Annotated in this window: 16 protein-coding genes; 12 read left to right on the top strand and 4 right to left on the bottom strand. The window is 71.8% G+C overall.

Annotation, left to right across the window (positions count from 1 at the left end; all coding sequences use genetic code 11):
• Positions 1-423 precede the first annotated feature (423 nt).
• Complete coding sequence (locus E1295_RS33940) at positions 424-819, bottom strand: VOC family protein (protein ID WP_132636931.1); 396 nt, start codon at positions 817-819, stop codon at positions 424-426.
• Between the two features lie 147 nt (positions 820-966).
• On the opposite strand from E1295_RS33940, the gene E1295_RS33935 reads away from it, so the two are divergent.
• The 4 genes from E1295_RS33935 to E1295_RS33920 all read left to right on the top strand — a co-directional run bounded on the left by E1295_RS33935 (position 967) and on the right by E1295_RS33920 (position 8,007).
• Entirely contained in the window at positions 967-2,352 is a 1,386-nt protein-coding gene (locus E1295_RS33935) for an MFS transporter (protein ID WP_246080671.1), read from the top strand.
• A gap of 95 nt (positions 2,353-2,447) precedes the next feature.
• Positions 2,448-3,452: an enolase C-terminal domain-like protein gene (locus E1295_RS33930; RefSeq protein WP_166427534.1), complete on the top strand. Its 1,005-nt coding sequence runs from the start codon at positions 2,448-2,450 to the stop codon at positions 3,450-3,452.
• Between the two features lie 170 nt (positions 3,453-3,622).
• On the top strand, positions 3,623-5,947 hold the full coding sequence (locus E1295_RS33925; protein WP_132636929.1) for an ATP-binding protein: 2,325 nt from the start codon (positions 3,623-3,625) through the stop codon (positions 5,945-5,947).
• Positions 5,944-8,007 (top strand): ATP-binding protein, encoded by a 2,064-nt coding sequence (locus E1295_RS33920; protein ID WP_132636927.1) that lies wholly within the window; start codon positions 5,944-5,946, stop codon positions 8,005-8,007. Before E1295_RS33925 ends, E1295_RS33920 begins: the two co-directional genes overlap by 4 nt.
• 66 nt (positions 8,008-8,073) lie before the next feature.
• On the opposite strand, the gene E1295_RS33915 is transcribed toward E1295_RS33920, so the two are convergent.
• Positions 8,074-9,210: an ROK family transcriptional regulator gene (locus E1295_RS33915; protein ID WP_246080669.1), complete on the bottom strand. Its 1,137-nt coding sequence runs from the start codon at positions 9,208-9,210 to the stop codon at positions 8,074-8,076.
• 108 nt (positions 9,211-9,318) lie between these two features.
• Here E1295_RS33915 and E1295_RS33910 point away from each other — a divergent pair, with 108 nt between their 5' ends.
• The 4 genes from E1295_RS33910 to E1295_RS33895 are packed head-to-tail and all read left to right on the top strand — an operon-like array spanning position 9,319 to position 12,667.
• Positions 9,319-10,227 carry a glutamate ABC transporter substrate-binding protein gene (locus tag E1295_RS33910; protein WP_132636925.1) on the top strand — a complete coding sequence of 303 codons (909 nt, stop codon included), beginning with the start codon at positions 9,319-9,321 and terminating at the stop codon, positions 10,225-10,227.
• Positions 10,227-10,871, top strand: coding sequence for an amino acid ABC transporter permease (locus E1295_RS33905; RefSeq protein ID WP_132636923.1), 645 nt, complete (start codon positions 10,227-10,229; stop codon positions 10,869-10,871). The genes E1295_RS33910 and E1295_RS33905 overlap by 1 nt, the downstream gene beginning before the upstream one ends.
• Positions 10,872-10,905: 34 nt before the next feature.
• Complete coding sequence (locus E1295_RS33900; protein ID WP_132636921.1) at positions 10,906-11,727, top strand: amino acid ABC transporter permease; 822 nt, start codon at positions 10,906-10,908, stop codon at positions 11,725-11,727.
• Positions 11,720-12,667 (top strand): asparaginase, encoded by a 948-nt coding sequence (locus tag E1295_RS33895; protein ID WP_132636919.1) that lies wholly within the window; start codon positions 11,720-11,722, stop codon positions 12,665-12,667. Before E1295_RS33900 ends, E1295_RS33895 begins: the two co-directional genes overlap by 8 nt.
• Positions 12,668-12,679: 12 nt before the next feature.
• Here the strand turns inward: E1295_RS33895 and E1295_RS33890 are convergent, their stop codons facing one another.
• Positions 12,680-14,221, bottom strand: coding sequence for an LCP family protein (locus E1295_RS33890; RefSeq protein ID WP_246080667.1), 1,542 nt, complete (start codon positions 14,219-14,221; stop codon positions 12,680-12,682).
• Positions 14,222-14,439: 218 nt separating this feature from the next.
• Here E1295_RS33890 and E1295_RS33885 point away from each other — a divergent pair, with 218 nt between their 5' ends.
• Both E1295_RS33885 and E1295_RS33880 read left to right on the top strand, forming a co-directional pair.
• Positions 14,440-15,321, top strand: coding sequence for an enoyl-CoA hydratase-related protein (locus tag E1295_RS33885; protein WP_132636917.1), 882 nt, complete (start codon positions 14,440-14,442; stop codon positions 15,319-15,321).
• On the top strand, positions 15,314-16,252 hold the full coding sequence (locus tag E1295_RS33880) for an alpha/beta hydrolase (RefSeq protein ID WP_246080665.1): 939 nt from the start codon (positions 15,314-15,316) through the stop codon (positions 16,250-16,252). The genes E1295_RS33885 and E1295_RS33880 overlap by 8 nt, the downstream gene beginning before the upstream one ends.
• Here E1295_RS33880 and E1295_RS33875 read toward each other — a convergent pair.
• Complete coding sequence (locus tag E1295_RS33875) at positions 16,225-17,718, bottom strand: prolyl oligopeptidase family serine peptidase (protein WP_132636915.1); 1,494 nt, start codon at positions 17,716-17,718, stop codon at positions 16,225-16,227. The genes E1295_RS33880 and E1295_RS33875 overlap by 28 nt on opposite strands.
• A gap of 107 nt (positions 17,719-17,825) precedes the next feature.
• Between E1295_RS33875 and E1295_RS33870 the strand changes: the two genes are divergently transcribed.
• Both E1295_RS33870 and E1295_RS33865 read left to right on the top strand, forming a co-directional pair.
• Positions 17,826-18,935: an exonuclease SbcCD subunit D gene (locus E1295_RS33870; RefSeq protein WP_132636913.1), complete on the top strand. Its 1,110-nt coding sequence runs from the start codon at positions 17,826-17,828 to the stop codon at positions 18,933-18,935.
• Positions 18,936-20,102: AAA family ATPase (locus E1295_RS33865; RefSeq protein ID WP_132636911.1), on the top strand; the 1,167-nt coding region annotated here is incomplete at its 3' end.

Genomic DNA, 20,102 nt, shown 5'->3' with positions numbered 1-20,102 from the left:
AGTTCGGTGGCGGTATGGTCATCACGGGGCCGAACCTGCCGAAGGCCTTGCCAAGCTCCCGCGGGGGGGAACATCTCCTTGATCTTGCCGAGTCCCTGCGTGGTCATCACGGCGCCTGACAGGCCTCCCTCGATGTCCTGCCAGCGATGCCTTAGTGCCTGCTGACAAAGAATTTGCTGCTCTTGTGCGTGATCGTCACCGCCGCGTCGGTCCAAGACCGTGACGCCACGCACCCGTTACTGGCCCGGCTGCGGGCGACCTGCGCGGTGGCAGGCCCCCGTCCCATGGCCGCTGGAGCGACCCGCCCCCGGGCCTATGCCCACGAGCACTTAGCTCAGAGGGTGTCCTCGACCCCGAATGCAAGATCGTGTTCTGGCCTGGAGGAGGCAACACCGCCGGCAAGACCTTGTTTGCGGAGGAATATCATCGAGGGCGATGGGCCCGGATATCCACAGGGCGTCCATCGGGATCGCGAGCCGTCATCGTCCATTGCGTGGGCAATGTCTCGATCGGTCCGACCGGTCGCCCGGCATCCAGAATCCGTTCGCGAAGCTCACACAATTGTGCGTATGTGCCCACGCGCAGTCCCCAACCCGCCCGGTTCAGGGGATCAAGAGCGAGGGCAGGGACGGTGGCGGTTTCGACGATCATCAGATGGCCGGCCCCGCCGACATCGAGGACTGCGATCCGAGGATCAGCAGAGGTAGCAGCGCGCTCGAACGCGAGCGTTGCTCCGAGCAGCTCCGTGTAGTACGCCACGAGCCGGTCGAGTTCGGTCGTGGACAGTGTCAGATGGTTGATTCCGAGCAGATTGGTCATGATCAACCGAACGTAGCTCAGCCACATCACGATCTTGCACTCAGGATCGAAGACACCCTCTAAGCCTTCGTCAGCAGGCTCTTAGGCCCAAGGGCCTAGGACCCGCGCCCGATGCGCTGACCTGAGGGTTCGCCATAGCTTGCCACCATGACGACGACTGTTGCGGGGTCCGCGGCCGCTGGACCGGTCAGTGTGGTGTCCCCTCCCTATCGAGCCATCAGCGTGGGGCTCGTCGCGCTGATCACGTTGACGGCCTTCGAGGCGATGGCCGTGGCCACGGCGATGCCCGTCGTGGCCCGCGACCTCGGCGGCATGCACCTGTACAACCTGGCCTTCAGCGCCACCCTGGCGGCCAGTGTGATCGCGACGGTGCTGGGCGGGCGGTGGAGCGACGTCCGGGGCCCGCTGGTGCCGATGGCCGCCGGGGTGTCGGCCTTCGTGACCGGTCTGCTGCTGTCGGGGCTGGCGCCGACCATGGAGGTGTTCGTCGCGGGCCGGTTCGTGCAGGGCCTCGGGGCAGGGTTGATCCAGGTCTCGCTCTACGTACTGGTCGCCAGGGTTTATCCGGCCGCCATGCATCCCAAGGTGTTCGCCCTCTTCTCGGCCGCCTGGGTGGTGCCCTCGATGGTCGGGCCCGCGATCGCCGGGCTCGTGGTCGAGAACGTCGACTGGCGGTGGATCTTCCTCGGCGTGCCCCTGATCGTCATCCCGGCGGCGTTGTTGTTGTGGCGCGGCACCGTGGGACGCCAGGTGCGCAGCAGCGCCGCCGAGCCCGCCCCCGGCCTGGGCCGCAAGCTCGTCTGGGCGGTGCTGACCGCCGTCTCCGCCGCCCTCATCCAGTACGGCAGCGCGCTCCAACTCGCCGGCCTGCCCCTGCTGCTCGCCGGCATCGTCCTGCTGGCCGTGGCGCTGCCCCGGCTGCTGCTGCCCGGCTCACTCAAGCTCGCCCGCGGCCTGCCGACCGCCCCCGTGCTGCGCGGCCTGGCCTTCGGCGCGCTCACCGCGGCCGAGGTGTTCGTCCCCCTCATGCTGATCAGCGAGCGGGGCCTGACCCCGACGGGGGCCGGCATCGTGCTCACCATCGGCGCGCTCGGCTGGTCCGCCGGCTCCTGGATCAAGGGCCGCGGCACGATCGGCAACATGACCGCCATCCGTGGCGGCGCCGCCATGATCGCCCTCGGCATCTCCCTCGTGACGCTGGTGCTGATCGACGCGGTGCCGATCGCGGTCGCGTACGTGGCCATGGCCATCGCCGGTCTCGGCATCGGCGCGCTGCATCCCACGGTGTCCGTCCTGGTGCTGGAGATGTCCAGGAAGGGCGAGGAGGGCCAGAACAGCGCGGCCGTCGGCGTCGGCGAGTCGGTGTTCACCGTCGTGGCCGTCGCGGTCAGCGGCGCCCTGTTCACGGCCACCGCCGGGAGCTATCTCGTGGGTCTGGCCTTCACCGTCGTGCTGGCGCTGCTGGCCTTCCTGCTGGCCCCGCGTTTTGCCCAGCCCACGGCAGCGGGCACTATGGAGGGAAGCGCGTCATAGAACGACGAGAGATCTCCCTTTTCACCCTCCGCCGGCCGGGCACGACCCGGGAGTGAGGGGTGGACGGGAAGGGCTCTCGCCGGTGAGGGGGGTACATGCCGCGAGTGCGGGAGCTCGAGGTCTTCCGGCTGGTTCTGCCGTTCGGCAAGAAGTCGGAGACCCTGCTCGTGAAGCTCACCGACCACGGCGGCATGACCGGCTGGGGCGAGGTGATCTCGCCGCGGCCGAAGACCTGGTCGAGGCTGGAGGAGTCACTGGCCGCCCTGTTGATCGGCGTCGACTGGGAACATCCCGACACCGTGCCGAGCTGCGACTCCGCCGTCGACATGGCCTGCTGGGACCTGTGGACCAAGATGCGCGGCGTGCCGCTCGCCGAGGCCATCGGCGGCACCCGCACCTCGCTCATGGCGACCGTGCGGCTCGCGCCCGACCTGTCCGTCGAGAGCCTCGTGTCCCGGGTCAACCAGCAGGTCTGCGCCGGCTACGGGCACGTCACGCTCGACATCAGACCCGGGTGGGACGTCGAGCCCGTGCGCGCGGTGCGGCAGGCGTACCCCGCGCTGACCCTCGCCGTCGACTGCGGCAACGCCTACTCCGACCTCGGCCAGCTCGTCGCGCTCGACTCCTACGGCCTGGAGGTCATCGAGCGGCCCTTCGACTCCGGCGACGTCCACGCGCACGCCTCGCTGCAGGACGAGGTGGCCGCCTCGGTCGCCGTCGAGGTCGGCTCGACCGCCGAACTCGATGACTACCTGACGTTGCGCGCGGCGCGGGTGCTGCTGCTGCGGCCCGCAGCGTTCCCGTCGTTGTCGGAGGCCAGGCGGGCGCACGACCGGGCCGCCGCGGCGGGCTGGGACATCCAGTGCGCGGGCGGGCAGGGCGCGGGGCTGGCCAGGGCCGCGACGGTGGCGGTGGCGAGCCTGCCCGGGTGCACGCTGCCGTGTGACGTCACGCAGCCGCCGCGGCAGAACCAGATCGTCACGCCGATCGTGGGCGCGAACGCCGGCGTCATCGCCGTGCCGTTCACCCAGTCGGGCCTCGGCCACGACATCGACGAGACCCGCCTGCGCAAGCTCGTGAAGGACACCTTCCACGCGTGACGGCGGCCGGCGGCTCCCCCCGCGGACGGCCCCGGCCTGCCGTCTGACCAGGTGCTTTCCGCGACGAAGGTCACAACCCGGCGGGATTGCCCGTAACGGTCAGGGCATAACCTTGGTTAGGGGAGGTCCGGCAGCGACGGTCCGGTGATCGCCGGACCGCTGGAGTGATCATGGCTGAGTCGAACATCGCGAACGACTGCCGGTTGCCGGCGGAGTTGAACAGCTTCGTGGGCCGCCGGCACGAGGTGGCCGATGTCAAACGGCTCCTGTCCGAGTCCAGGCTGGTGACGCTGGTCGGCGTGGGAGGAGTCGGCAAGTCCCGGCTGGCCCTGCGAGTGGCGCTCGACGTGCGCCGCGCCTTCCCCGACGGTGTGTGGCTCATCGAGCTGGCCGCGCTGGAGGACCCCGAGCTGCTCGCCCAGACGGTGAGCGAGGCCCTCGGGATCCAGGACCGGTCCGTACGCTCCCCGATCGACGTGCTCAGCGAGAGCTTGCGGGACGAACACCTGCTCGTGGTCCTCGACAACTGCGAGCACCTGCTGGACGACTGCGCGGTCCTGGCCGCCACGCTGATCCGCGCGGCGCCTCGCCTCAGCATCCTCGCGACGAGCAGGCAGGCGCTCGGCGTCACCGGCGAGCTGACGATGCCGGTGCCGCCCCTCGTGGTCCCGGGCCTGGACGGCGACCGCCCGTCCACCGCGGCGCTGCGGCAGTCGGACGCGGTGCGGCTGTTCGTCGACCGAGCCCACGCCGTGCTCCCCGGCTTCGAGCTCACCGACGACAACGGCGACAGCGTGGCGCGCATCTGCCGTCGGCTCGACGGCATCCCGCTGGCGATCGAGCTGGCCGCCGTGTCGCTCAGGGCCATCTCGGTCGACCAGCTGCTGGCCCGGCTGGACGACCGTTTCCGGCTGCTCACCAAGGGGGCGCGCACCGCCATGCCCCGCCAGCGGACGCTGCGGGCGCTGATCGACTGGAGCTACGAGCTCTGCACCGAGCAGGAACAACTGCTCTGGGCCCGGCTGTCGGTCTTCTCGGGAGGCGTCGACCTGGAGGCGGCCGAGCAGGTGTGCTCGGACGACGGCATCGAACCGGACGAGATGCTCGACCTGGTCAGCGGCCTCGTCGGCAAGTCGGTGCTGGCGCGCGAGGAACACGGCTCGTCCGTGCGGTACCGCCTGCTGGAGACCATCCGCCAGTACGGCCGCGACCGGCTGCGGGAGTCCGGCGGCGAGCACGAGCTGCGGACCCGGCACCGCGACTGGTGCCACGACCTGGTCGACCAGGCACAGCAGGCCTGGTACGGCCCCGAGCAGCTGGCCTGGTTCGCCCGCCTGCGCGCCGAGCACGACAACATCCGCGCGGCCCTCGACTTCTGCCTGACGACGCCGGGCGAGGCCGAACCCGGCCTGGAGATCGCCACGGCCCTGCGCTTCTACTGGATCGCGTCCGGCTCGTTCCGCGAGGGCCGCAGCTGGCTCGACCGCCTGCTCGCCGAGGACCGCGAGCCCAGCGCGGCCCGCGCCCGCGCCCTCGTCGTCGACGCCCGGCTGGCCGTCCTGCAGAGCGACTTCACGGTCGCGGCGGCCATGCTGGACGAATGCCACGGCCTGGTCGAGCGGCTCGGCGAGGAGTCGATCCTGGCCGGGTCCGCCTACGTCGTCGGCTTCTCCGCCCTGCTCCAGCGCGACCTCGACAGCGCGCTCACCATGCTCGGCGAGGCGGTGGAGCGCAGCCGCGACGAGGACGACCAGACGGGCGTGGTGAACGCGCTGATCTACCTCGCCACCGCGCACTCGCTCCTCGGCCAGGCCGAACAGGCCGTCACGCACTTCAAGGAGTGCATGGAGATGTGCGAGGCGCGCGAGGAGCACTGGTTCAGGTCGTACACGCTGTGGGTGTACGGGGTCGAGAAGTGGAGGCAGGGGGAGACCGCGGAGGCGGTCGAGATGGAACGCCTGGCCATCCGGCTCAAGCAGCCCTTCGACGACCGCCTCGGCGTCGCCCTGTGCATCGAGGCGCTGGCGTGGATGGCGGCCGGCGACGAACCCGAGCGCGCCGCCGTCCTGCTCGGGGCCGCGCGGGAGAACTGGCGCTCCTTCGGCGGACCGCTGTTCGGCAACCTGTCCGACTACCACGACGCCTGCGAGGCCTCCACCCGGGAACGGCTCGGCGCCAGGCGCTTCGAGTCCGCCTTCCGCAAGGGCACGGAACTCGGCTCCGCCGCCGCGGTCGCGTACGCCATGGGCGAGGACCCGCCGCGCGGCAAGCAGGACACCGAGCCGTCGCCGCTCACCCGCAGGGAGTCGCAGATCGCCCGGCTCGTCGCCGAGGGAATGAGCAACAAGGCGATCGCCGCTTCGCTGGTCATCGCCCAGCGGACCGCGGAAGGGCACGTCGAGCACATCCTGAACAAGCTCGGGTTCACCTCGCGGGCCCAGATCGCCGCCTGGGTCGGCGAGCAGGACCACCGTAACCCTGGGAGTTCCTCATGAAGTCCGACGGCGGCCTGCTGACAGGCGGAGCGTCCTTCATCGGCCGCAGACGGGAGCTGTCCACCGCCAGGAAGGCGCTCACCCAGGGACGGCTGCTCACGTTGACGGGGCCGGGCGGCGTGGGCAAGACCCACCTGGCCCTGCGGATCGTCGAGCACGTGCAGGGGATGTTCCGCGACGGCGTCGGCGTGGTCGAACTGGGCACGCTGGAGACGGGCGAGCTGCTGGAGCCGGCGGTGGCCACGGCGCTGGGGTTGCACGACACGGGCCCCGACCCGATGAACGCGCTGGTGGATTACGTGGCGGGCAAGCGCATGCTGCTGGTCCTGGACAACTGCGAGCACCTGTGCACGATCTGCGGCCGCTTCGTGGACCGGCTGCTGCGGGTCGCTCCCCGGCTGCGCGTCCTGGTCACCAGCAGGCAGACGCTGGGCGTCTACGGCGAGCGGGTGCTGCCCGTACGGCCGCTGCCGGTGCCCGACCCGGCCGGCCCGCCTGGAGAGATCGTCCGCCACGACTCCGTCCGCCTGCTCGAGGACCGCATGGCGGCCGTCCTGCCCGGGTTCTCCCTCGCCGCGGACAACGCGCACCGGGTGGCCCGGCTGGCCCAGCGCCTGGAGGGTGTGCCGCTGGCGATCGAGCTGGCCGCGGCCAGGCTGCGGACGATGTCACTCGACGAGCTGCTGCGCGAGCTGGACCGGCCCATCGACGTGCTGGCCGCCGACATCTGCGCCGCGCTGCCGCGCCACCACTCGGTGCGGGCGACCACCGACTGGAGCTACGGGCTGTGCTCGCCGGGGGAGCAGCGGCTCTGGGCCCGGCTGTCGATGTTCCCCGCCGGGGTCGACCTGGACACCGCCGAATCGGTGTGCAGCGGCGACGGGATCGACGCCGCCGACGTGCTCGACCTGCTGGCCGGGCTGGTCGACAAGTCGGTGGTGTGCTGCGAGCGGCGGGGGAGCGGGCTCAGATACCGCATGCTGGAGAGCCTGCGCGCCTACGGCGGCGAGCGGCTGGCGCCCTCCGACAAGGACCCGCTGCGCGGGCGCTACGTCGACCACTACCGGGACCTGGTCTGCGACAGCCGGATCGACCGGCTGGTGCCCGACCAGCTCGAACGCTACCGGCGGCTGCGGGTCGAGCTGCCCAACGTGCGGGTCGCCCTCGAAGCCTGCCTGAGCCGGCCGCCGCTGGCGCGGGTGGGCCTCGACATCGCCTCGGCGTTGTGGTGCTACTGGCTGCTGGCCGGCTCGCTGATCGAGGGCAGGTACTGGCTGGAGCGCGGCCTCGACCTGGTGCCGGAGCCGGGCAGGACCCGCGCGACGGCGCTCTGGGTGGACAGCACGCTCGCCCTTCGCCAGGGCGACCTCATGAGGGCGCTGCCCAGGCTGGAGGAGTGCCTCGACCTGGCCCGCCGCCCTGGCAACGAGGCCGTCCTTCCGTACGCCATCAGGACCGCCGGCGTCGCGGCCTTCTCCAGCGGAGACCACGAGCGCGGCCTGTCGCTGCTCCGTGAGTCGCTGGCCCTGCACCGGGCGGGGGAGAACCTGGACGGCGTCATGCTCAACCTCTACTACGCGGCCGCGTACGGCTCCGTCGGCCACGCCGGGAAGGCCGCCGAGTTCGGCGAGGAGCTGCTCGACCTGAGCGAGAAGCACCACGCGCAGATCTCCCGCGCGTACGCCCAGCTGGCGCTCGGCGTCGTGCGCTGGAACCTGGGCGACTGCCGCAGGGCCGAGGCGCTGGTGACGTCGGCGGCCGTGTTCACCGGGGAGGTCGACGACCGCTGGTGCCTCACCCAGTGCCTGGAGGTGCTGGCGTGGATCGCGGGCGCGCGCCAGGACCACCGGCGGGCCGCCGGGCTGATGGGCGCCGCCCACGCGCTGTGGCAGACGATGGGAGCCTCGCCCGAACGGCTGTGGTACCACGCGGCAGGGCACGAGCGCTGCAGGGAGCAGGCGCGGTGCGCGCTGGGCGGCAGGGCGTTCGCGACGGCCTTCCGCCAGGGGACGCGGCTCGGCCAGGAGCGCGCCGTGGACTACGCCGTCGCGGGGCCGTGATGAGGCGCGGTGGGCTCCGCCGCTGCGGGGCCGTGATGAGGCGCCGTGGGCTCCGCGGCGTGGCCTTCACGTCAGTGCGGCCTCCAGCAGCAGGGCGCCGGCGCCCAGGAGTGCGGCGTCGCGGCCCGCACGCGCCGGCGCCACCTCCAGGTCCCTCGTGGCCAGAGGGAGGCAGCGTTCCCACACGGCCGCCCGGATCGACGTGATCAGAGGCTCGGCGGCCGACAGGCTGCCGCCCACCGCCACCACGTCCGGGTTGAAGAAGTTGACCAGCACGGTGAGGACCTCGCCGATCCGCCGGCCGGCGTTGCGCACCAGGCTGGTCGCCTCCGGGATCGCGTCGTTGACGAGCCCCACGATGTCGCCGGTGCGGGTCACCGGGATCCCGGCCTCCGACAGGGCGGCCATCAGGGCGGCGCCGCTGGCGTAGGCCTCCAGGCAGTCGGGGTGGCCGCAGGCGCAGAGGACGGAGGAGTCCGACCGCACGCGGACGTGGCTGATGTCGCCGGCCGCGCCCCGGCCCCGGTGCAGGCGGCCGTTCACGACGACGCCGCAGCCGATGCCCGTACCGGCCTTGACGACCATGAGGTTGCGGCGGTCGGGCCAGCACCGCGCCTCGCCCGCGGCCATCAGGTTGGCGTCGTTCTCGACCAGGATCGGCAGGTCGTAGCGGGTGGCCAGGTACTCGGCCACCGGGAAGTCGTTCCAGCCCGGCATGCGCGAGGGCGTCACGACCCGCTGGGTGAGCGGGTCCACGGGGCCGGGGACGCCGGTGCCGATCCCGCGCAGCGGCACGGTCGCGGGCACATGCTCGGCCAGCAGTTCGTCGAACGCGCCGGCGATGCGGTCGAGCGTGGCCCGTGGGCCGTCGGCGATCTCGCAGGGTCGCTCCTCGACGACGAGCGGGGCGCCGCTGAGGTCGAGCAGGCCGAGGCGTACGTGGTGGGCGCCGAGGTCGGCGACCGCGAGCACGCCGGCCGTGTCCGACAGGCGCAGCCGCCGGGGCCGCCGGCCGCCGCGCGAGGTGCCGGAGCCCTCCTCGGCCAGCAGGCCGGCGTCGAGGAGCTCTTCGACGCGCAACGACACGCTGGACGCGGCCAGGCCGGATAAACGCGCGAGGTCCGCGCGTGACTCGGCCTTGCCGATGGCGACGAGTCGCAGCAGGTCGCCCTGTGCCCCCTGCACGGGCAGCCGCTGGTTCATGTGAAAATACCTACCATGCGTCGACTTCCGACGACAACGTATTGACTTAGTACGAAATATCCCACTACGGTCCGGCTTATCTTCGATATCGAAGGAAGTGAGCTGTTCATGAAGAGGTTTGTCGCCGCCGCCGCGTTCGCGGTGTTAACCCTTGCGGCCTGCGGTGAGTCGAGCAGCCCAGCCGTGCCGGGAGAGCCCCGCAGCAGCGGCCCCGACGTGCTGGCCAAGGCGCCGGTCGCGACGGCGGCCGAGATCCTGCCCGGCTCGACCATGGAGAAGATCAAGAAGCGCGGTGAGCTGCTCGTGGGCGGCTCGCTGGACGCGCCCCTGCTCTCCCAGCAGAACCCCGTCACCGGCGAGGTCGAGGGATTCGACGCGGAGATGGGCAGGGCGCTGGCCACGTACATCATCGGCGAGCCCAAGGTGAAGATCGTCAACTCGGCGTCGGAGACCCGGGAGGCCCTGCTCGCCAACGGCACCGTGGACGTCGTCTTCCAGACGTACACGATCACCGAGGAACGCGCGAAGCAGGTGTCGTTCGCGGGCCCGTACTACACCTCGGGTCTGTCGATCGCGGTGAAGAAGGGCACGACCGGCATCGCCAAGCCGGAGGACCTGAACGGCAAGAAGGTCCTGGCGGGCGCGAACACCCCGGCGATCCCCGCGATCAAGAAGCTGGCGCCGCAGGCGGAGATCATCACGTTCGGCAGCGACCCCGAATGCGTCCAGGCGCTCAAGCAGGACCGCGGCGTCGCGTACGTGCAGGACGAGACGATCCTCATCGCCGACGCCAAGGCCGACCCGGCGATCGAGATCGTCACCAAGCCGTTCACCGAGGACCCGTACGGCATCGGGCTCAAGCACGGTGACGACACGTTCAAGAAGTTCCTCAACGACTGGCTCAAGAAGACGCAGGACGCCGGGGTCTGGCAGCAGATCTGGAAGCAGTCCATCGGCACCGTCGTGACCGGCGAGGCTCCCCAGCCGCCGCGGATCGGCTCCGTGCCGGGGTCCTGATGTCCGTCCTCCTGGACCACCTGCCCGAGCTGTGGCAGGGGCTGGTCGTGACGTTCCAGCTCACCGCCGGGTCGTTCGCGGGCGCGGCGGTGCTGGGCGTGCTGGTGTGCGCCCTGCGCGTCAGCCCCGTCAGGGTGCTGCGCGCCCTCGGCACCGCCTACGTCGAGACGTTCCAGAACCTGCCGCTGCTCGTGCTGCTCGTCCTCGCCTTCTTCGGCCTGCCGGAGATCGGCATCCAGGCCGGCCTGCTGGTGACGGCCATCGTGGTCATCGCCGTGTACGAGGGCGCCTACGTCGGTGAGGCCCTGCGCTCGGGCGTGAACGCGGTGTCGAAAGGCCAGGGCGAGGCCGCCAGGGCCATCGGGCTGACGTTCGGCCAGTCGCTGCGGCACGTCATCCTGCCGCAGGCGCTGCGCACGGTCGTCCAGCCGCTCGGCAACATCTTCATCATGACGACCATGAACACCGCACTCGCCGCGGCCGTCGGCGTCGTCGATCTGACGGCCGCGGCCAACCGGGTCAACCTCGTCGAGGCGCAGCCGATCCCGATCTTCGTGGGCGCGGGCGTGGCCTACGCCCTGATCGCCGCCGCGGCCGGGTTCGTCACCGGGCGGCTCGAACGCAGACTGGTGATCCTCCGATGACGACCCTCCGGCCACTCCCAAGGCGGTCACCCCGATGACGAGCACCGCGCTCTTCGACGAGCCGGGGCCGAAGGCCAGAAGGCGCATCCGGATCGCGACCGTGCTCGGCGCGCTCGCCGCCGTCGCGCTCGCCGCCCTGGCCGTGCGGCAGTTCGCCGCCAACGGGCAGCTCGACGCGGCGCGCTGGCAGCCGTACGCGACCTGGCCCATGTGGCGCTACCTCCTCGACGGCCTGTGGTCCACCTTCCTCGCGGCCGTCGTCTCCGCGGCGCTGTCCATGGCGCTCGGGCTGCTGCTGGCGCTGGGCCGGCTCTCCCCGCGCCGGTGGGTGCGCCTGCCCGCCGCCGGATACGTCGAGGTGGTCAGGACCATCCCGGCGCTGCTGCTGGTGTACGTGGTGCTGTTCGCGCTGCCGCGCTACGGCATGGACCTGCCGCTGTTCTGGAAGCTGGTCGTGCCGCTGACCGTCTCGAACGCGGCCGCCTTCGCCGAGATCTTCCGCGCCGGCCTCAACGCCGTCGAACGCGGCCAGACCGAGGCCGGCCTGGCCGTCGGGCTCACCCCTTTCCAGACGATGCGGCTGGTCGTGTTGCCCCAGGCCGCGAGCCGGGTGCTGCCGTCCATCGTCAGCCAGTCCGTCGGGCTGCTCAAGGACACCTCGCTCGGCTTCATCGTCAGCTACGGCGAGCTGCTCTACAGCGGCAAGGTCCTGGCCGCCTACAACCACCTCGTCATCCAGACGTACCTCGTGGTCGCGCTGATCTACCTGGTCGTCAACGCCTCACTGTCCAAACTGGCCCGCACCCTGGAGGCCCGCCGGCCCTCCCTGCCCGGAAGGAGACCCGCACGTGCCTGAACTCGCCCTGCTCGCCGAGGTGATCCGGTCAGGCTTCGTGGAGAGCGTGCACTACGGCAGCGCCGTCGGCCTCGGCCCCTCCGGGCGCACGGAGGTGGCGCTCGGCCCGGTCGACGCGCCGGTGCTGCCGCGCTCGTCGGCCAAGCCGTTCCAGGCGCTGGCCTGTCTGACGGCGGGCGCCGCGCTGGCGGGGCCGAGCCTCGCTGTCGCGGCGGGCAGCCACACGGGCGAGGACTTCCACGTACGTCTCGTGCGCGAGCTGCTCGACGACTACGGCCTCGGCTTCGACGCGCTGGCCTGCCCGCCCTCGTGGCCCGAGGACCAGCCCACCATGCGCGAGCTGATCAGGCAGGGCCAGGACGTCTCCCGCGAGCGCATGAACTGCTCGGGCAAGCACGCCGCCATGCTGGCCGCCTGTGTGGCGAACGGCTGGGACGTGCCCGGTTACCTGGCTCCCGGCCATCCCCTGCAGCTCCACGTCCGCACCGTCACCGAGGAACTGGCGGGGGAGAAGGCCGCGCACGTGGCGATCGACGGATGCGGGGCGCCGCTGCTCGGGCTCACCCTGACCGGCCTCGCGCGGGCGGTGCGGGGGCTGGTGGCCGCCGCGCCCGGCAGCGGGCCGCGCCAGGTCGCCGATGCGATGCGCGAGCACCCCGAGTACGTCGGCGGCACCGGACACCAGAACACCGGCCTCATGCGGGCGCTGCCCGGCGCCCTGGCCAAGGGCGGCGCGGAGGGCGTGATGGTCGTGGCGCTGGAGTCGGGGCACTCGGCGGCGGTGAAGGTCATCGACGGCAGCCCGCGCGCCACCACCGCCATCGCACTGGACGTGCTGCGCCTGATGGGCTGCGACGTGGGCGGGGCGGAGGCGTACGAGCGGGTGGACGTGCTGGGCGGCGGCGTACCGGTGGGCAGGATCGCCACCCGGCTGCCCTGACCCGGCGGCCGGTCAGCCGTTCGCCAGTGCGGCGCCGCAGCCGTCCTTGAGGCCCGTGGCCGGATCGTCGCCGGCCTTCTTCTCCGCCGGCCCGGTGGTCGGCCCGGTGGTCGGCGCGGTGGTCGGCGCGGTGGTCGGCGCGCCGGTCTTCTTCGACGGGCGCTCGGCCTTCCCGGTCGTCGCCGTCGCATGCGTCGACGGGGTGGCCGAGGCGGCGACGGCGGGCTTGGTGTCCTTGGAGTCGCGGATGGCCTTGTCGGCGACGTCGCGGATCTTGTCCCAGTCGGGGTAGCCGGTGTTGATGAGCGGCGGCACGAACTGCACGCTGGACACCTTCGCGTTCTTGACCTTCAGCGCGAGCGGCACGAGGTGTTTGAGCATCGGCCGCGGGATGTCGGTCCTGATCAGCTCTTTGGTGGCCAGCGCGATCTTGTTGAACCTGGTCAGCACGGTCGCCGGGTCGGCCTGGTCGAGGATGGCGCCGAGCACGCAGCGCTGGCGGCGCATCCGGGTGTAGTCGTCGCTGTAGGTCCGTGAGCGGGCGTACCACATGGCGTCGGCGCCCTTGAGCTTGCGTGTGCCGGCCTTGACCAGGCCCTCGTTGTACCTGCCGAACACGACGTCCTTCTCGACGGTGAGGGTGACACCGCCGATGGCGTCGATGAGGCGGGCGAAGCCCCACATGTTGACCAGGGCGTACCAGTCGACCTTGACGCCGAGGGTGTAGCCGATCGTGTCCATCAGCACCTTGGCGCCCTGGTGCTCCTTGCCGTCGAAGATCTCGGGGTGGGAGTCGGCGTACTCCCAGACGCTGTTGAGCAGGTCGCTGCGCCCGCCGCCCGGGTCGGGAGGCAGGCGGAAGCCGGTGGGGAAACGCTCGGCCATCGGGGTGCCGGGGCGGAAGCGTACCTCCTCCAGGTTGCGCGGCAGGCTGAACAGCACGGTGTTGCCGCTCTCCACGTCGACGCTGGCCAGGTTCATGCTGTCGGTACGCACGCCGACCCTGTGGTCGTCGGCGTCGCCGCCGAGGAGCAGGATGTTGACCCGGCGCCGGCCCGCCCACGGGTTCTCCGGCTCCGGCTCGGCCGCGACGGGCCCGTCGTCGTCGGTGTCGCCGGCGGGCTGCTGGAAGATGCCGTCGAGGGTCTGCTGCGAGGTCCAGACGAACTGCGCGACCAGCCCGAACGGCACCACGACGGTGACGGCGAGCAGTCCGGCGAGCGTGCCGGTGACGATCTGCCCCGCCTGCGGCAGCCGTCCCGGCCGCAGCACGACGAACGAGTGCACGATGAGGGCGAACCACGCGACGCCCAGCACGGACGCGCCGGCGAGGATGGCCGTCAGCCAGGAGTCCTCGGTCAGCGAGCCGAGCAGGTTGTCGGTCGTCAGGCCCAGGGCGAGCAGGCCCAGCAGCAGGGCGGCGTAGCACGAGAGCAGTGCCAGACCGGTCCTTCGCCATCCGGCGCGCATATGGGCGGCGCCGGGCGCGAGTGCCCCCAGCACCAGCCAGCCCAGGACCGCTCGGGCGCTTTTCGGTTCCTTTGCCTGCCGCACGCCTTCCCCGTTTCCCCGCGTTCACCACCATAGGCGCGATAACCGCATCCTGTGGTGGACCCGCCGGTGCGGCTCGCCGAAGACACGGAGATCGCTGCGCTGAGGCAGGCCGCTGACGTGGCCCGTCTCAGGTCTGATCGAGGCGGCAGCCTACGCAAAGAATACGAAATGTCTCCTTATCGGAGGATGAACTTCAAGAACCGAATAAGATTCCGTTCATGGCCTTCACCGAGATCGGGTACGAGGTGAGCGATCGCGTCGCCACCGTGACGCTGCGCCGGCCCGAACGGCTCAACGCCTTCACCCTGACCATGCGCGCCGAACTGATCGAGGCGTTCGACCTGGCCGACGCGGACGACGACGTACGCGCCGTGGTGGTGACCGGGGCGGGCCGCGCGTTCTGCGCCGGGGCCGACCTGAGCGGCGGCGGCGACACGTTCGCGCGCCCGGCCCACCAGGACGGCGGACCTCAGGAGCGGGACCTCGTGGACGGCGCGCCGCGCGACGGCGGCGGCACGGTCGCGCTCAGGATCGCCAGGTCGCTCAAACCGGTCATCGGCGCGATCAACGGCGCGGCCGTGGGGGTCGGGGTCACGATGACGCTGCCCATGGACGTGCGCCTCGCCTCGGACACGGCCAGATTCGGATTCGTGTTCGCGCGGCGCGGGATCGTCACCGAGGCGGCGTCCAGCTGGTTCCTGCCCAGGATCGTCGGCATCGCCCAGGCCATGGAGTGGGCCGCGACCGGCCGCGTCTTCCCGGCCTCGGAGGCGCTCGAAGGGCGGCTCGTCTCGCGCGTGTACCCGGCGGACGAGCTGCTGCCCGCGGCGTACGCGCTGGCGGGGGAGATCGCCGCGAACACCTCCGCCGTCTCCGTGGCAGCCGTACGCAGGCTCATGTGGTCGGGCCTGTCGGCGGCCTCGCCCTGGGAGGCGCACGCGGCCGACTCCCGGCTCATGACCGAGCTCGGCGGCGCGCCCGACGCGGCCGAAGGCGTCAGCGCCTTCCTGGAGAAACGGCCCGCCCGATTCCCGATGACGGTCAGCCGGGATCTCCCGCCCGGGGTGCCGTCGTGGCCCGACGATCCTTATCGTGTCTGACGTGTACGAGACCACCGTGCTGCCCCTGCCCGACGACTTCGAAGGCCCGGTCGTCGCGACGCTGGTCGCCAGGCGGGCCACCACCTCCACCCGCAGGGCCGTGCTCTACCTGCACGGGTTCACCGACTACTTCTTCCAGGACCACCTGGCCGAGCACTACGTCGGCCGCGGCATCGACTTCTACGCCCTCGACCTGCGCAAATACGGCCGCTCGCTGCTGCCCCACCAGACCAGGGGCCTGATCAGGAGCGTCACCGACTACTTCCCCGAGATCGACGAGGCCGTCCGCATCATCAGGCAGGACCACGACGAGCTGACGATCAACGCCCACTCCACCGGCGGCCTGATCGCGCCCCTGTGGGCCGACCGCGTGCGGGGCCGCGGCCTGGTCCAGGGGCTCGTGCTCAACAGCCCGTTCTTCGACCTCAACGTGCCTGCGCCGCTCCGCCTGGCCGCCGACCTGCTCAAGACGCCGCTGTCCTACACCCGCTGGGCCCTCCCTCTCGGCGTCAGCACCGTCTACGGGCAGAGCCTGCACCGCAGCCTGCGGGGCGAATGGGACTACGACCTGGAGCTCAAGCCCCTGCACGGCTTCTCCGTGCACGCCATGTGGCTGGCCGCCATCCGCAGGGCGCAGCGCCGGCTCCACGCGGGCCTGGCGGTGGACGCGCCCGTGCTCGTGCTCAGCTCGGCGGCGGGCCTGCGCGTACGCGACTTCGTCCCGGAGGCGCGCACGGCCGACGTCGTGCTCGACCCCCGGCAGATGGCCCGCTGGTCCACCTCGGTCGGGCCGCACGTCACCTGCGTACGCATCACGGACGGCCTGCACGACCTGGTGCTGTCGGCCGAGCCGGTGCGCAAGCAGGTGTTCGCCGAGCTCGACCGCTGGATGAACACCTTCGTCTACCAGGGGAACGAGAAGAGCCCGTAGTAGGCCGCCGCCACCATCAGCAGGCCGGTGCCGCCCAGCACGCCCGCGATCGCCACGTGCTGCCAGCGGCTCGGCCGCATGCCCTCGCGCAACGCCGACACGAGCGCCGCCACCGCCGTGACCTCCTGGACCAGCATCCACACCGCGAGCACGCGCACGACCAGCCAGCCGGCCAGCACGGCCGGCCAGGCGCCCGCCTGGTTCACCGAGAACAGCACCAGCAGCATGATGAACGCCACCACCGACATCAGCAGGCCGAGGCTCGTCCACGCGATCCTGCTGAGCCTGCGCCGCAGCGGCGGCCAGAGGCGGGCGTTGGCCTCGGCGGTGACGCCCGCGCGGCCGCGCAGGCGGACGACCATGGCGGCGACCGGCCCCGCCACGTAGCCCACCGCCGCCAGGCAGATCGTCAGGCCCAGCATCGTGCCGCCCGCGTACCAGGGGGCCGCGGGCACGTCGCTGGCCTCGAACCGCTGGACCGGGGTGGCGCCCGCCATGTGTACGGATGGCTCGGCGGTGTCCGGCAGACCGAGGATCCAGTTGGCCATGGTCTCGAGGTAGCCCTGGGTGAAGTCGCCGCCGTGGACCCGCATGGCGTGATCGCCCTCGGCCATGAAGCGGATCGTGTAGTCGTCGTTGCCCGCCTTCTTCATCGCCGTGATCAGCGCCTGGGTGGACTCGACGAAGGGGATTGAGGGGTCGGTGGTGCCGTAGAACGCGAGGACCGGCTGCTCGACCTGGCTTAAGGCGGGCATCGCGTCGTAGCGCAGGAAGTCGAAGCCGACCCCGCCCATCGCCCTGGTCAGCAGGTCGCGTACGCCGATCGGGGCGTGCAGCCTGAGCAACTGCTCGTTCAGCGCCCACGCGACCTGGCGCAGCGGGGAAACGTTCGGGGAGGACACCATCACCAGGAACTTCACCGCGGAGCTCTTCGCCGCCGCGATGGGCACCACCCAGCCGCCCTCACTGACCCCCCACACCCCGATGCGGGCGGGATCCACCTCGGGACGGTCGCGCAGGTATTCCACCATGCGCAGCGCGTCGTCGGCCAGCAGCCCGAAGTCGCGGTCGCGGAAGTTGTAGCCGACCGTGCGCTTGTCGAACGCGATCGTCACCACGCCCGCTTCGGCGAGGAACTCCGCCTGCGGCGCGAACTCGGTCCGCGACCCGTTGCCCGACCCGGACACGAACACCATCGCCGGATGCCGCCCCGGCGTCGCCGGCGCCCGGAGCGTTCCCTCGAGGCGCTGCCCCTCGCCCGCCACCGAGACCTGCTCCCTGCGCACGGAGGCGGTCGCCGCCACCGGCTTCAGCTCGGCGACCGGCTGCTCCGGGATCGACTGGAAGACTGGATCGGCCTTGAGCGGCGGCGGGTCGAACGCGGGTGGCAGGACGTATCCGACCGTCGCGAGAGCCACCAGCACCAGACCGGCGGCCACGCTCAAGGTGCCACGGCCCGTGCGCATCGGCCTCCCCATGTGCGTTGGTTTGCCCGCCGATCGTCCAGCGTACTCCCGGAGCGTGAGACAGGTGAGCCCACATTTGTCGGTGAGAACTGTTAGTTTCCTGCGACATGCGCATCCTGCACACGTCCGACTGGCACCTCGGGCGCTCACTCCACCGCGAGAGCCTGCTCGCGGCGCAGGCGGCGTTCGTCGACCACCTGGTGGAGACGGTGCGGGCCGAGCGGGTCGACGTCGTGGCCATCGCCGGCGACGTCTACGACCGGGCGCTGCCGCCGGTCGACGCGGTCGCGCTGCTCGACGACGCGCTGGCCCGGTTGCGCGCCGCGGGGGCGCGGGTGGTGCTGATCAGCGGCAATCACGACTCGGCGCTGCGGCTCAGGTTCGGCTCGGCGTTGTTCGAGACGGCCGGGGTGCACGTACGCACCCGCCCCGACCAGGCGTGGGAGCCGGTGATGGTCGGCGACGTCGCCTTCTACGGCATCCCCTATCTCGAGCCCGAGCTGGTCCGCGCCGGCTGGGAGCTGCCCGACCGCAGCCACACCGCGGCGCTCACGCACGCGATGACCCGCATCAGGGCCGACGCCGCCCGCCACCGCGCCTGCGTGGTGCTGTCGCACTGCTTCGTCACCGGCGGGCAGGTCAGCGACAGCGAGCGCGACATCAGCGTGGGCGGGGTGGCCCACGTGCCCCTGCCGGTCTTCGACGGGGCCGGCTACGTCGCGCTCGGCCACCTGCACGGGCGCCAGCGCATGTCCGAGACCGTGCGCTACTCCGGATCGCCGCTGGCCTACTCCTTCTCCGAGGCGGGCCAGGTCAAGGGCTGCTGGCTGGTCACCCTGGGCGAGGAGACGGAGTTCGTGCCCGCGCCCGTGCCCCGGCCCGTCGCCACCCTGCGGGGCCGCCTCGACGACCTGCTGACCTCCCCGCGGCACGCCCGCCTCGAAGACCACTGGCTCCACGTCACCCTGACCGACGCCGTCCGCCCCAAAGCCGCCATGGAGCGCCTGCGCGCCCGCTTCCCCCACACCCTCGGCCTGGCCTTCGAACCGGAAGGCTCCGTCCCCGCCGCCCGGCCCGCGCGCCTGAGCGGGCGGCCGGAGGCCGAGGTCGCCCTCGACTTCGTCCGCGAGGTGCGCGGCGAGCCTGCGGCGGCCGAGGAGGAAAGCCTGCTAAGACAGGCCATCGAGGCGTCGAGGGTGAAGGAGACGATGGCATAGATGCGGCCGCACCGGCTCACGTTCACGGCCTTCGGGTCCTTCCCCGGCACCGAAACCGTCGACTTCGACGCCCTTGCGCAGGCCGGCCTCTTCCTCGTCCACGGGCCCACAGGCGCGGGCAAGACCACGATCCTCGACGCGCTCTGCTTCGCCCTCTACGGCCAGGTTCCCGGCCGGCGCAACAGCGCCCGCAGCCTGCGCTGCGACCACGCCCCGCCCGCGACAGGGCCCTCGGTCGACCTTGAGGTGACCCTCCGCGGCCGCTTACTCCGCATCCGGCGTTCACCCGCCTGGCAGCGGCCCAAGCTGCGCGGCGCCGGCTCCACCGAGGAGAAGGCCAAGGTCGTCGTCTCCGAGCGCCGGGGATCGTCGTGGCACGGGCTGACCACCCGGCTCGACGAGGCCGGGCACCTGGTGGGAGAGCTGCTCGGCATGAACGCCGACCAGTTCTGCCAGGTGGCGATGTTGCCGCAGGGGGAGTTCGCCAGGTTCCTGCGGGCCGACGGCGACGAACGCGCCAAGCTGCTGGAGCGGCTGTTCACCGTCCAGATCTTCACCCAGGCGGAGGCGTGGCTGGCCGAGCACCGCAAGCTGGCCTGGCGCGAGGCCCAGGAGCTGCGGCAGCAGGTCGACTTCGCCATCAACCGCGTGGAGGAGGCCGCCGGCGACACCCTCTCCGCCACCACCGGCGTGCACGGGATCGCCCAGGAGCCCGGGGCCGGCGGAGGACGCGAGAGCGGTGGCGCGAAGTCCCGGGAGCCGGCGCACGGGAACGCCGCCGATCAGGCCGGCGACGCCGGGTGGCTCACACCGGAAGCCGACCCGTTGCGCTGGGCCGGAGCCCTGCTCGACGCCGCACGGGCGGTCGTGGGAAGCAGCGCCGAGGAGCAGGCCGCGGCCGGGCAGGCGCTGCGCTCGGCCCGCCGGCGTCACGACCAGGCCGCGGACCTCGCCGACCGCCGGCGCCGCCACGCCGAGGCGCTCACCCGCCGCCGCGCCCTCGACGAGCGCGCCGACGAGAGAGCCGACCTTCAGGCCATGCTCGACGACGCCGCCAGGGCCGACCGGGTCATGCCGCTCATCACCGCCGTCAGACAGCGTGCAGAGGCCGCCACCAAGGCTCGCACCCTGGCCGCCGACGCCCTCGCCCGAGCCCGCCCCCTCCTC

Origin of the sequence: Nonomuraea mesophila (assembly GCF_004352805.1) — a bacterium.
Lineage (GTDB): Bacteria > Actinomycetota > Actinomycetes > Streptosporangiales > Streptosporangiaceae > Nonomuraea > Nonomuraea longispora.
Note: the sequence above shows the minus strand (reverse complement) of the source record. Positions and strands in the feature narration are given on the sequence as shown.